This is a genomic window from Paenarthrobacter sp. NPDC090520 (assembly GCF_044769205.1).
GTDB lineage: Bacteria > Actinomycetota > Actinomycetes > Actinomycetales > Micrococcaceae > Arthrobacter.
In genome coordinates, this window is sequence record NZ_JBIVXM010000041.1 from 1 (window position 1) to 11,740 (window position 11,740).

General features: G+C 64.3%; 13 protein-coding genes. 5 read left to right on the forward strand and 8 right to left on the reverse strand.

The window, feature by feature from the left end:
* Positions 1 to 266: WXG100 family type VII secretion target (locus tag ACIQTZ_RS23660; RefSeq protein ID WP_402984748.1), on the reverse strand; the 266-nt coding region annotated here is incomplete at its 3' end.
* A 261-nt stretch (positions 267 to 527) separates the two neighbouring features.
* Here ACIQTZ_RS23660 and ACIQTZ_RS23665 point away from each other — a divergent pair.
* Entirely contained in the window at positions 528 to 965 is a 438-nt protein-coding gene (locus tag ACIQTZ_RS23665; RefSeq protein ID WP_402951233.1) for a Rid family hydrolase, read from the forward strand.
* A 1-nt stretch (position 966) separates the two neighbouring features.
* Here the strand turns inward: ACIQTZ_RS23665 and ACIQTZ_RS23670 are convergent, their stop codons facing one another.
* The 3 genes from ACIQTZ_RS23670 to ACIQTZ_RS23680 are packed head-to-tail and all read right to left on the reverse strand — an operon-like array spanning position 967 to position 3,859.
* Positions 967 to 2,340, reverse strand: coding sequence for an NAD(P)(+) transhydrogenase (Re/Si-specific) subunit beta (locus ACIQTZ_RS23670; protein ID WP_402984750.1), 1,374 nt, complete (start codon positions 2,338 to 2,340; stop codon positions 967 to 969).
* Positions 2,337 to 2,666 carry an NAD(P) transhydrogenase subunit alpha gene (locus ACIQTZ_RS23675; protein ID WP_402951227.1) on the reverse strand — a complete coding sequence of 110 codons (330 nt, stop codon included), beginning with the start codon at positions 2,664 to 2,666 and terminating at the stop codon, positions 2,337 to 2,339. Before ACIQTZ_RS23675 ends, ACIQTZ_RS23670 begins: the two co-directional genes overlap by 4 nt.
* The gene (locus ACIQTZ_RS23680; RefSeq protein WP_402984752.1) at positions 2,666 to 3,859 is read right to left on the reverse strand and encodes an NAD(P) transhydrogenase subunit alpha; all 1,194 of its coding nucleotides are present in this window, start codon (positions 3,857 to 3,859) and stop codon (positions 2,666 to 2,668) included. The genes ACIQTZ_RS23675 and ACIQTZ_RS23680 overlap by 1 nt, the downstream gene beginning before the upstream one ends.
* A gap of 187 nt (positions 3,860 to 4,046) precedes the next feature.
* Between ACIQTZ_RS23680 and ACIQTZ_RS23685 the strand changes: the two genes are divergently transcribed.
* Positions 4,047 to 4,658 (forward strand): NADPH-dependent FMN reductase, encoded by a 612-nt coding sequence (locus ACIQTZ_RS23685; RefSeq protein WP_402951222.1) that lies wholly within the window; start codon positions 4,047 to 4,049, stop codon positions 4,656 to 4,658.
* Here ACIQTZ_RS23685 and ACIQTZ_RS23690 read toward each other — a convergent pair.
* Together ACIQTZ_RS23690 and ACIQTZ_RS23695 are read right to left on the reverse strand one after the other, a co-directional pair.
* Complete coding sequence (locus ACIQTZ_RS23690) at positions 4,655 to 5,338, reverse strand: HAD family hydrolase (RefSeq protein WP_402951220.1); 684 nt, start codon at positions 5,336 to 5,338, stop codon at positions 4,655 to 4,657. The two genes, ACIQTZ_RS23685 and ACIQTZ_RS23690, sit on opposite strands and share 4 nt — an antisense overlap.
* Positions 5,338 to 5,604, reverse strand: coding sequence for a hypothetical protein (locus ACIQTZ_RS23695; protein WP_400332967.1), 267 nt, complete (start codon positions 5,602 to 5,604; stop codon positions 5,338 to 5,340). Before ACIQTZ_RS23695 ends, ACIQTZ_RS23690 begins: the two co-directional genes overlap by 1 nt.
* Positions 5,605 to 5,751: 147 nt before the next feature.
* On the opposite strand from ACIQTZ_RS23695, the gene ACIQTZ_RS23700 reads away from it, so the two are divergent.
* The 3 genes from ACIQTZ_RS23700 to ACIQTZ_RS23710 all read left to right on the forward strand — a co-directional run bounded on the left by ACIQTZ_RS23700 (position 5,752) and on the right by ACIQTZ_RS23710 (position 9,035).
* Positions 5,752 to 6,393, forward strand: coding sequence for an NADPH-dependent F420 reductase (locus ACIQTZ_RS23700; RefSeq protein WP_402984754.1), 642 nt, complete (start codon positions 5,752 to 5,754; stop codon positions 6,391 to 6,393).
* A 127-nt stretch (positions 6,394 to 6,520) separates the two neighbouring features.
* Entirely contained in the window at positions 6,521 to 8,140 is a 1,620-nt protein-coding gene (locus ACIQTZ_RS23705) for a phytoene desaturase family protein (protein ID WP_402984756.1), read from the forward strand.
* 121 nt (positions 8,141 to 8,261) lie between these two features.
* Entirely contained in the window at positions 8,262 to 9,035 is a 774-nt protein-coding gene (locus ACIQTZ_RS23710) for a VOC family protein (RefSeq protein ID WP_402984758.1), read from the forward strand.
* A 150-nt stretch (positions 9,036 to 9,185) separates the two neighbouring features.
* Here ACIQTZ_RS23710 and ACIQTZ_RS23715 read toward each other — a convergent pair whose 3' ends face one another.
* Positions 9,186 to 10,085, reverse strand: a complete 900-nt coding sequence (locus ACIQTZ_RS23715) for a PaaX family transcriptional regulator C-terminal domain-containing protein (RefSeq protein ID WP_400332955.1) — start codon at positions 10,083 to 10,085, stop codon at positions 9,186 to 9,188.
* A gap of 120 nt (positions 10,086 to 10,205) precedes the next feature.
* Positions 10,206 to 11,318: an EAL domain-containing protein gene (locus ACIQTZ_RS23720; protein WP_400332952.1), complete on the reverse strand. Its 1,113-nt coding sequence runs from the start codon at positions 11,316 to 11,318 to the stop codon at positions 10,206 to 10,208.
* Positions 11,319 to 11,740: the final 422 nt, after the last annotated feature.

Here is an 11,740-nt window from a genome sequence, read left to right on the forward strand (position 1 = left end):
GCCTGGTCGCCTTGGGTGAAGGCGGTGTTCATCCCGGACTGGCCTTGCACGATCGCGCCCAGCGCGGTGTTCAACTCCGAGGCGACCAGGTCGGAGCGGTTCTTGAAGGAGTCGAACGCTGCCTTGCCCGCGCCGCTGAACTTCCCCTCCAACGGGGTCACGGCGTCCACGAACCGGCGCACCAACGCCCCCAAGTCCTGGTGCGAAGCATCCGTTTGCTTACCCAAGGTGGCGAGCGTCTGCGCACCCATATCAAAAACAGCCATACAAAGGCCCCCAATAGCCCTCGAAACAAACCCACCAACCAGTGGGTGCCCGCGACCGGAAATGACCGCGCAACCGGGGACATTGTGAACACACAAAAACGCCTCTAGGTGGCGAAAAAGGCTCCCCTAGACCCAAACGAGGAAAATTAGGTAGTCAAAACCCAAAATTAGGTGCTGAGAAAAATCATCTAGGTGGTCGCCGGAAACCAGCAGACTAATATGACGCCAGAACCCACGCGACCATCCAGCAAGGAGACAACCATGGCGAATGCCATCGACCTCATTCGATCAGCACATCTCAGTTCGATCGCCGAGTATGCCTACGCGTCGACCGTTCCCAGCGGCATGCGGTTCATTTTCCTGGCTGGCTCCTGCCCGCTGAACGAAGACGGAACCACCGCCGGCGTTGGGGACTACCGCTTGCAAGCAGATAAGGCGATCGAAAACATGGTGGTTGCCCTGGAAGCAGCCGGTGCCGGGATAGAGGACGTCGTGGCCACAAGGGTCCTCGTAGCTTCCACCGAACGCGAAGACCTGGTCTGCGCCTGGAACGTGGTCCGCGAAGCATTCGGCGACCATGACGTCCCCAGCACCCTCTTGGGAGTCACCGTGTTGGGATATCCGGACCAGCTCGTGGAAATTGAAGCGACCGCAGCCGTGCACGACAAAAAAGGGTACGAAGGACCGGAAGGGCGCTGAGCTACAGCGCCTTCACGGCACCCAGGACTTTGGTCAACGAATCCTTCGCATCTCCGAACAGCAGCGTGGTCTGCGGCTCATACAGCAGGTCGTTCTCGATGCCAGCGAATCCGGGGCGCATGGAGCGTTTGAGGAACACCACTTGTCGGGCGTCGGCGACCTCCAGGATCGGCATGCCGTAGATGGGCGAACCGGACGTGGTTTTCGCGGCAGGGTTCACCACGTCGTTGGCGCCCACCACCAGGGCGACGTCGGCCGTCTTGAATTCGGAGTTGATGTCACCCATTTCCTTCAATGATTCGTACGGCACGTTCGCTTCGGCCAGCAGCACGTTCATGTGCCCGGGCATGCGTCCGGCCACGGGGTGGATGGCGAAATCGACTTCGGTCCCGCGCGATTCCAACGCCAACGCAAGCTCGGCCGCCGTGTGCTGGCCTTGGGCCACCGCCAAGCCGTATCCAGGGACGATGATCACCCGCTGCGCGTAGCCCAGGAGCACCGCCACGTCCTCTGCGCTGGACGAGCGCACGGGCCGTTCGCTCACGGCGGTGGATCCCGCCGTCGAACCTCCCTTGAAGGCGCCGAACAGGATACCTGCCACGCTGCGTCCCATCGCAGCTGCCATGGCCCGGGTGAGGATGGTACCCGAGGCGCCCACCAGCGTTCCGGCGACTACCAGCAGCACATTTCCCAACACCAGACCGGAGGCCGCCACCGCCAGGCCGGTGAACGCGTTCAAGAGGGAGATGACAATCGGCACGTCGGCACCGCCAACCGGCAGCACCAGCAGGACGCCAACCACTAGTCCCAGTGCCAAGAGGACAATCGCCCACCCCGGAGCACCGGCCAGGACCACCACTACCCCAGCGGCGAGTGCCGCGAGCAATACCAGCGCCATGAGCACGGGGAGTCCCGGGAAGAGCACGGGCCGCGTGGTCATGAGCCCTTGGAGCTTGGCAAACGTGACAGCCGAACCGGCGAACGACACCGCACCCACCAGCAGGGTGAAAACAATGGCGAGCCGCACCCAGGCATCCTCGGTGTGCGGCAGCTCCAGCAGGGCGACCAACGCTGCCGCTCCGCCGCCCACACCGTTGAACAGCGCCACAAGTTGCGGCATTTGCGTCATCTGGACACGCCTGGCCACGGGCGCAGCGACTCCGGCACCAACCACGATCGCGCCAAGGATCCACGGAACGTTGTCCAGCTTCACGGAGACAAACACGGTGACCACGGCCAGCAGCGCTCCGAACGCGCCGATGAGGTTGCCCCTTCGGGCAGACTTGGGCGAGCTCAGCCCTTTCAATGCGAGGATGAAACAGGCGGCCGCCGCGAGGTACAGAAGGGCCGTCCAGGTTGGGTTCAGGAGAGTCAAGGCCGACTCTCCCCTCCTGCTTTGTCGGCTTTGACGTCCGACGGCGGCCGCTGCTTTCCGCGGAACATCTCCAGCATGCGGTCGGTCACCACAAAGCCGCCCACAAGGTTGGCGGTGGCGAGGACCACCGCGAGGAGTGCCACCACCAATACCCACGGCTCGGACGCCTGGCCGGCCACGATGATCGCACCCACCAAGATGATCCCGTGGATCGCGTTCGCCCCGGACATCAACGGCGTGTGCAGGGTGCTGGATACCTTGGAGACGACCTCGAATCCCACAAACACCGCCAGCACGGTGATCGTCAGCAGACTCATGCCATCCATCAGTGCGCTCCTTCTGTCCCGTGGGTTGAAGCTTCAGCGGCCGTCTCCCCGGCGAGCGCAGCGAGCGCCTCCGCCGTGGGCGCATGCCGGATGACGCCGTCGTGCGTTAGGCAGGTGCCCGCCACCACCTCATCGGAAAAGTCGGGGGCGACCACGCCGTCCTTGGTCATCAGGGCGATCAGGTTGGCGACGTTCTTGGCGTAGAGCCGGGACGCGTCGGCGGGCATGGCAGACGCAGGATACTTGAGGCCCACCAAGGTAATGGTGCCTTGGCCGTCGGCGGTTGGAATCTGCAGGTCCTGCCCGGGAATGACGCCCTCGACGTTGCCTCCGGACTCCGCGGCAAGGTCCACCACCACGGAACCGGCACGCATGCCCTGCACCATGTCCCGGCTGACGAGCATCGGCGCCCTCCGCCCGGGGACAGCCGCGGTGGTGATGAGGACATCCGCCTGGGCCACGTGCGGGGTCAGCAACGCGCGCTGCAGGGCACCCCGGTCCGCACTGAGTTCGCGGGCGTACCCGCCGGAAGCTTCGGCCGTTTCGAGGTCGAGTTTGATGAAGGTTCCGCCCATGGACGCGACCTCGTCGGCCGAGGCAGGGCGGATGTCGTTCGCGGATACGCGGGCGCCGAGGCGCTTGGCTGTGCCGATGGCCTGCAACCCGGCCACACCGGCCCCAAGAACCAGCACGCGGGCCGGCGGGATGGTTCCGGCGGCCGTCATATAGAGCGGGAAGAAACGCGGCAGGCGCATTGCGGCCTCAAGCACACAACGGTACCCAGCCACGAGCGCCTGGGACGTGAGTGCATCCATCGACTGTGCCCGTGAGATCCGGGGAACCAGTTCCAGGGCGAAGGATGTGATGCCACCTGTGGCGAGCGCCCGGACAGTAGGCAACTCCGACGACGGCGACCCCAACCCCACGGTGACGGCCCCCCGGCGGAGGGCTCCCGCCGTCGTCGGGTCCAAGGGGCGAACGTGGCAGTAAATATCGAGTGTGCCGAGATCCAGGGAGGGAACCAAAGTGGCGCCGGCGGCACGGTAATCATCGTCGCTGTGGCCGGACGCGACACCGGCTCCTGACTCGACCTCCACAGCCAGGCCCAAGGCCACCAATTGCTTGACCGTTTCCGGTGTGGCCGCCACCCGCCGCTCGCCGTCGAGCGTCTCGCGTGCTATGCCTGCTTTCACCCGCCACCCCTTCCAGGAACCGGCCCAGAACTCAGTTGCCACGAGTTTATGCACGTGGGAGGGGCTGCGGTAGTAGGGGGCTGCGCTATGTGCGCAACTGAATTAGGGTCGAACGTGAGCCGGGGCAACCAGCCTCCGCACCGTCGTCGAGCCGGCTCCGGCCGTGCCGTCGGGAAGGAACGCCGCCATGGACACATTCAAGATCGGCTATTTCGTAGGAAGCCTCTCAAGCACCTCCATCAACCGGACCCTCTCCAAGGCGCTGATCAGCGTAGCGCCGCCCGAACTCGAATTCCATGAGATCGAAATCAAGGACCTGCCACTGTACAGCTCCGACTACGACGCTGATTTCCCGCCCGCAGGCAGGGCGCTGAAGGACGCGATCGCCGCGTCGGACGGCATCCTGTTCGTCTCCCCCGAGTACAACCGCTCCATCCCCGGGGCACTGAAGAACGCCATCGACTGGGGTTCACGCCCTTGGGGCACCAACTCCTTCGCACGGAAGCCCACGGGCATCATCGGCGCTTCGCCGGGCGGCATCGGCACCGCGGTGATGCAGTCGTCCATGCGCAGCGTCCTGAGCTTCCTCGACGCGCCGCAGCTGAACGCTCCGGAGGCTTACATCCGCTTCGTCGCAGACGCTTACGACGCCGATGGGACAGTCAAGGACGAAGGCACGGCGGCGCTGCTGCGGCACTACATGGAGGAATACAGCGCTTTCGTCCAGCGCGTGCTGGCCGCCAACGCACCCGGCCACATTGGCGACCAGGAACCTGACGCCAACAAGCTGAACCGCTAGCCACCACTCCCTGTAGCCAACCCGCCCAGCGCACTGCGCTCGAGATTCTCCAGGAGGTGCCGCGGATTTCGGTAGACTTCCGCGGCACCGGCCTCCCGGAGTTCCGCTTCACTGATTCCTCCGCACGTCATGGCGATGGCGGGAACACCGATGCTGGAAGCCGCCTTGACGTCCCACACCGCATCACCCACGAACACCACGTCCTCCGGGCGCAACTCCAGCTTCTCGAGGCAGGCCAACAGGATGTCCGGCGCGGGCTTGCTCTCCTGGGCATCGTTGGAGCTGGTCCATGCATCGATCGAGGCCTCGGCGTCCAGGACACCAAGGCTCACGTCCAGGTCACGTTGCTGGGCGGAAGAAGCCAGCCCAACGGCAAGGCCAGCGTCGGAGCAGGCGGCGAGGAGGTCCCGTGCGGCATCGAAGGCGCGGAGTGCCGGCCAAAACGTCGAGAACACCGCCCCGTGGCTCGATTTCAAGGATTCCAGCAATTCATCGGAGCAATCCGCAACCAAGTGCCTGACCAGCTTGTCCCCACCCATGCCCACGCAACGGTGGATATCGGAGACCTGGATGTCCAGGCCCTCGCGCCGGAACGCCTGCCACCATGCGAGCGCATGGAAATAGCTCGAATCGATGAGGGTTCCGTCAACGTCGAAGAGTACGCCTTTGCGCTTTGCCATCACCGCATCTCCACCTGCTCAGGAGCCGGCCCAGCGAGTGCCCGGTCCATCATGAATTCCTCGGATTCCAGCAGCGCGTACCGATCCGCCGAACCCTGGCGCAGCAGCCCTGTCCCGGCTACTTCACGGAGGCCCTCTACGGCCTGTACCGCTTCGTCCACCGATGCGTAACGCCTGGACAGGCCCATCAGCGAGTCATCGCCATCCACCATCAGCACGCGGTAGCCCCCATCGGGCGCGTCAACCAATTCCAAATGTCCAGTCATCCCAACCCCCTCATTCCTGACAGCCCACCTGCTTAGTAAGATTACTTAGTATATAGCCGGAATGCAGGGCACCGGACGCCCCGACCTCACGGGGACATATTGCGTAACGCTGGAAATACGCGCCTGCAACTTCTTGTTGCACCCAGCATGACAACAATCGGAATCATCGGTGCAGGACATATTGGCAGCCAGGTTGCGCGCAAGGCCGTGGAGCTGGGCTACGACGTCGTGATCAGCAATTCACGGGGTCCGGAAACCTTGGCGGATCTCGTCGCCGAACTGGGGCCGCGCGCCCGGGCTGCGACGGCAGCCGAGGCAGCAGCGGCAGGCGATTTCGCCGTCGTGACCGTTCCCCTCAAGGCCTACCAGGACGTCCCGGTCGAGCCGCTCGAAGGCAAGGTCGTGATCGACACCAACAACTACTACTGGGAGCGCGACGGCCGCATCCCCGAACTCGACAAGGGCGAGGCCACCACGTCCGGGCTGCTCCAAAAGCACCTCCCCACCTCCAAGGTGGCCAAGGGCTTCAACCACATCTTCGCCAAGGACATCACTACCGACGGAACGCCCGCCGACACGGAGAACCGCCGGGCACTGGCCACAGCCAGTGATTTCCCGGAAGCCGCCGAACTGGTCACCAAGCTGTACGACGAGTTCGGTTTCGACACCGTCAACGTCGGAACCCTCGATGAAAGCTGGCGCGTGGAGCGCGACCGCCCCGCGTATGTCATCCGGCAGAACGCCGTCGAGCTCCGGGACAACCTGGCCAAGGCCACCCGAACAGTCTGAGAAACAGCGCACGACGGCGGGCGAGCGGCTTACGCTTGCCCGCCGCCGTTGCTTCGCAAGACCAAGCATCGCTTACTTTAGAGAGTTATTTCAGTAAGTAACACCATTGCATGGCTACTCTCGCCACATGGAAAACACACACTTCGACGCCGTCATTGTTGGCGGCGGCCACAACGGATTGACCGCAGCCGCGTACTTGGCCCGAGCCGGCAAGAGCGTCGCCGTCCTGGAACGCGATGACCATTTTGGCGGCGCTGCCATCTCGGCCACCGCCTTCAAAGGAGTCGACGCCCGGCTCTCACGGTATTCGTACCTCGTCAGCCTGTTCCCGCAGCGCATCATCAGCGAACTTGGCCTGGACATCGCCCTCGCCCGGCGCCGCTACTCCTCCTACACACCCAACCCCGGCAACACCGAAACAGGCCTGCTGATCGACGGTGGCGATCCCCGCGCCAGCCGCGAATCCTTTGCACGCGTTGGCGCCGAAGCCGACTTCGATGCTTTGGAAAGCTTCTACGCGGACACCGAAAAGTTGGCCAAGGCCCTGTTCCCCACCGTCTGCGATCCGCTGCCCACGAGGTCCGAAGCCCGCGAACTGGTGGGTGACGACCACCTGTGGCACGACTTCATCGAGAAGCCCCTGGGCGACGTCATCACCAGCCGGCTCTCCGACGACCTGGTGCGTGGCCTCGTCGCAACGGATGGACTCATCGGCACCTTCACGTCCCTGGACGACCCCTCTTTGGACGCCAACCGTTGTTTCCTTTACCACGTGATCGGCAACGGAACCGGCGACTGGGACATCCCCCTGGGTGGCATGGGTTCAGTGACTCGCGAAGTGGAACGTGCCGCCCGCGAGGCCGGTGCCGCGCTGGTTTCCGGAGCTGAAGTCACCGCACTGTCCGACGACGGCAAGGTCACGTTCCAGCGCGGCGGCGCCGAGGAAGTCTTCACGGGCGTACGGATCCTGGCCAATGTCTCGCCGTGGGTGCTTCAGGGACTTCTGCCGACGGGAGTTGGCGGGGTTGGCGGAACAGTGGAGCGTCCTGAAGGCGCCCAGATCAAGGTCAACCTGCTCCTGAGCCGGCTTCCCAAGCTCCGCGACACCTCCGTGGCACCCGAGGCCGCTTTCGGCGGGACCTTCCATATCAACGAACGCTACGGGCAGCTCGAGGACGCCTACAGGACGGCCGAAGGTGGCCGCATACCCTCCCCTTTGCCCTGTGAAATCTACTGCCATTCCCTCACCGATCCCAGCATCCTGTCCGACGATCTGGTGGCTGCCGGAGCGCAAACGCTCACCGTGTTTGGCCTGCACACTCCCGATCGGCTGGTCACCGAGGAGAACAACGATCGCGTTCGGGCGGAACTCCAGGCCGCAGTTCTGGCCTCGCTCAATTCCGTCCTGGCCGAACCGATCGAGGATTTGCTGCTGACCGACGCCGACGGCAATCCCTGCATCGAGGCCAAGACCACGCTGGACCTGGAGCGTGCCTTGAACATGACCGGCGGCAACATCTTCCACGCCGAACTGCAGTGGCCGTTCCTTGACGACGATGAGCCGCGGAACTCCGCGGCCGAGCGCTGGGGCGTCGCTACGGGCCACGAAAGGGTCTTCCTGTGCGGGGCGGGCGCAAGGCGTGGCGGCGGAGTCAGTGGCCTGGGCGGACACAACGCGGCCATGGCAGTCCTGGAAGAGTTGGACAACCAGGAATTGAAAAACCCGGAGTTGGAAAACCAGCACTGAAACGGTGACACGAATCGGGTCCGGCGCCTACATGATGGGTGGCTGCCTCTCCAGACCATGCGCGTGGGCTTTCCCGGGGAGGCAGCCATCCACATGAGAACGCCAACTCCGAGGAGTCACCATGTCCACCAAGATTTCCAAATGGCCTGCTGGCACGCCCATGTGGGTTGACCTGTCCGTTGACGACGTGGAGGCGGCCAAGTCGTTCTACTCCAAGCTGTTTGGGTGGGACTATCTCACGGGCGAGGGTGATTACCTCCTGGCCCAGATTGCCGGCCACGCCGTGGCTGGCCTCGGCCCCAAGCTGGATCCCGCCCATCCCGCGGCATGGACCACGTACTTGGCCTCCGACAACGTCGATGCCACCGCCGAGCTCATCAAGGCGGCCGGAGGGCAACTGCTGGTCCCGCCATTCGACGTCATGGACTCCGGACGCATGGCCGTCGCTGCGGACAGCGTGGGAGCCGCCTTTGGGGTATGGCAAGCCGGCAACCACATTGGCGCCGAACGCTTCAATGAGCACGGATCGCTCTGCTGGAATGAACTCCACACCCACGACTACGCCTCGGCCAGGGCTTTCTATGCCGAGGTGTTCGGCTTTGCGTACCACGACGTGGACGGCGAGGACATGGTCTACTCCACGTGCCTGCGCGCCACCGACGGACGTGAAGTGGCCGGCATGCACTACGACACCGAACTCCCGGAGACCATGCCGGATTACTGGCTGACGTGGTTTGCCAGCGACGATGTTGCCGCCACGGCCTGCCAGGCCGAGCAACTCGGCGCGTCCCTGCTGATGCCGGTTTCCTCGACACCGTTCGGCCGGATGGCCATCATCGAGGGCCTGCAAGGGGACGTCTTCGGGGTCATCGCCGTAGCACCGGCCAACAGCTGAGCTGCCTGCGTGCCGCAGCGACCCACTTTGGACCGCACCCTCCGCGACACGCCGCAAGAATGACCTTCCCGGCCTCCGCGAGGCTCAAAGCAGGTCGTCGGGGTACACCTTCCAGCCCCCGCAGACCGTGGCGCGTACCGCCGTCGGGCCTTAACCCAGCTTCAGCGCCGCGGAATCCTGGCCGGCTGCCGGGTCCATGGCCCCGACGATGACGTCGTGGGCGAACTCAGCGGCAAGCGGGGCGGCCAGACGGTGTACGGACTGGAAGATCCTTCGGACGGCGGGACCATGCCAGTCCGCAGGCAGGTAGTCGGCGGGAAGATTGGGATCCTTGTAGGGAAACCTGCGCCACATGGTGAGCATCGGGATGTAGTAGCGGAACGCGTCCCGGCGCACTTCCTCCGTAACCTCGGCGGGTTGGTCCTCAAGACGCCCGGACCAGTCCTCCTCAGCATTTCCATACAGCTCAAGGAACTCCGTGAACTCTTCGTCGAGCTCCTTCAGGTCCCACCACTCGGAGATCTTGGGCCGCATGGGGCCATCGAAGACGTAGTCGCTGCGAAAAAGGTCCACGAACTCGATCAGCCCGCTGGCCGTGAGCCGCTCCTTGGCCTGGTCCAGTTTGTGGGCGGGCGCGATCCAGACACCCGAGGCCACCGAGCCAAAGCCCAGCCCGGACAAGGCCGAGCGCAACTGGTGCCGGCGGTTCCGCATCGATTCGGGCACGGAAAACACGGCCAGGACCCACGTATCCACCGGCGCGGGCTGCTCGGGAGCGAAGATCCGCCGGTCACCCTCCCGGAACACGTCGCTGACGGACTCGGCAATCTTGTACTTGGCGATCCCGTCCTCGCGAACACTTTTCAGCACCCCCTTGGCCTTGAGCCTGGAGACGGATGATCGGACGCCCGGCGCGTCGTAGCCCAGGGTTCCCAGCATGGAAATCAGTGCAGAAACCGGCAAGGCGTCACCGGCATTCCGGCCATACAGACCGAAAATCGTGACGAGCAACTGCTGGTGGCGCACCGGGGGTGCCGGGACGGCGAACATCGAAAAGGGTCCTCATTTCCGCGCCCGGTCCGGGCGCCAGTCATGTTCATCATAAGGCGGAGACTGTCCCGTTCCCTGAAGACCACGACGGCGGCAGGCAGCTGACGCTGGGCAGGAACCCTAACCGACCGACTGCACCTCGGGCTGGGAGTGCAGGGTCCACGAGGACCAGTCAAGCGGGTGCACGGACGGACGGCCCAGCAAGTACCCCTGGGCTGCGGCGACGTGCAGTTCCGTGGCTTCGCGCAGTTCGGCTTCCGTCTCGATGCCCTGCGCTACGACGGATGCACCAAGCTCCCTGGCCAGCTCAACAACGGCGCGGGCACGGATGCGCTGCCCCTCGGAGCTGTCGATGCCGGCGATCAGGTGCCGGTCCAGCTTGATGATGTCCGGACGCAACTCCTCGATCCTGTCCATGGAAACGAAGCCCGCACCCGAAGCGCTGACCGCGAGCCGCATGCCGCGTCGACGCAGTGGCCCAAAGCCGTTCTCGCCTGCCAGGCCATCGGCTGACTCCAGGCTTCCAGTGAGTTCGATGACGATCCTCGACGGATCAAGCCGCGCCTCTTCCAGCAAGGCCCTGACACGGGGGTCCCGGGAGGATTCCGGTGTCAGGTTGAAGGCCACGAACATGTCCTGGGGCATTTCCTCGGCAGCGGCCAGGGAACAATGCAGGGCAGCGATCTCCAGCTCGGTACCAAGTCCGGCTTGGGACGCCTCGCGGAACCAAACGTCCGCCGCCGCGCCGTCCTGCTCCACGAAGCGGATCAGGGCTTCAACGCCGATGACGTCACCGGCTGGGAGTTCATGGATGGGCTGGAAGGCCGTGAGCAGCAGCTTGTCCCGCAACACGGACTGGATGCGCTTGCGTACTTCACTGTTGACCGGGACGGTCACCGTATGCGGAGCCTCGGCCGACGCGCGGTTCAGGCTCATGGATTCCTGGTGGCCCGCGGACTCGTCCGGTACCACGATGCCGGTGCGGGTCTGGATCAGGTGCTCCAGCAGGACGCCCTTGGGGTCGCCGGGATGCTCAGCCAGCAATTCCTGGAGGTTCCTGCGGGCCCACTCGCTGCGCGGATCGGACTCGCTGAGGATGTCCTTGATGATTTCCAGCGCCTGCTGCCGCACGCGGGCATCGTTGACGGGCGGGAGCGGTGGAGCCTGGACGGCGTCGTTTGCTGACGGTTCCATGGCACCACCGAAGGGAAAAGAGAGCCCACTTCTAGACATCGACAATTCCTTCAATGTGAACTTGTGCCGGCTGCGCCCAGTACACAACCAGCTACGCTTCGCTCCGCTGGCCCCCAAGGACGTCCCGGAACGGAGCAGCCCAGTCGTGCATCCGCGCAACCAGGCTTGTGACGAATCCTACAAGAGAATCCCGCACACGTGGACCAAGCTGGCACTCCACGGCCGCCGAGACCTCCCCTTCCACCGACGCTCTCTCACGGAACACCCCCCCTTTCACCAACGCTCTCTCACTTCCCCCCTTTTCACAAACGCTCTCTCACGAAACACCCCCCTTTTCACAAACGCTCTCTCACTTCCGCGGCCGGAGGGACTGTCTGAATAACGGTGTGTGGGGTCTGGCCTGATCTGAAGGAGACGGCCGTGTCTGAATCCACGACTGGGATGGCAGGGATGATGATCGA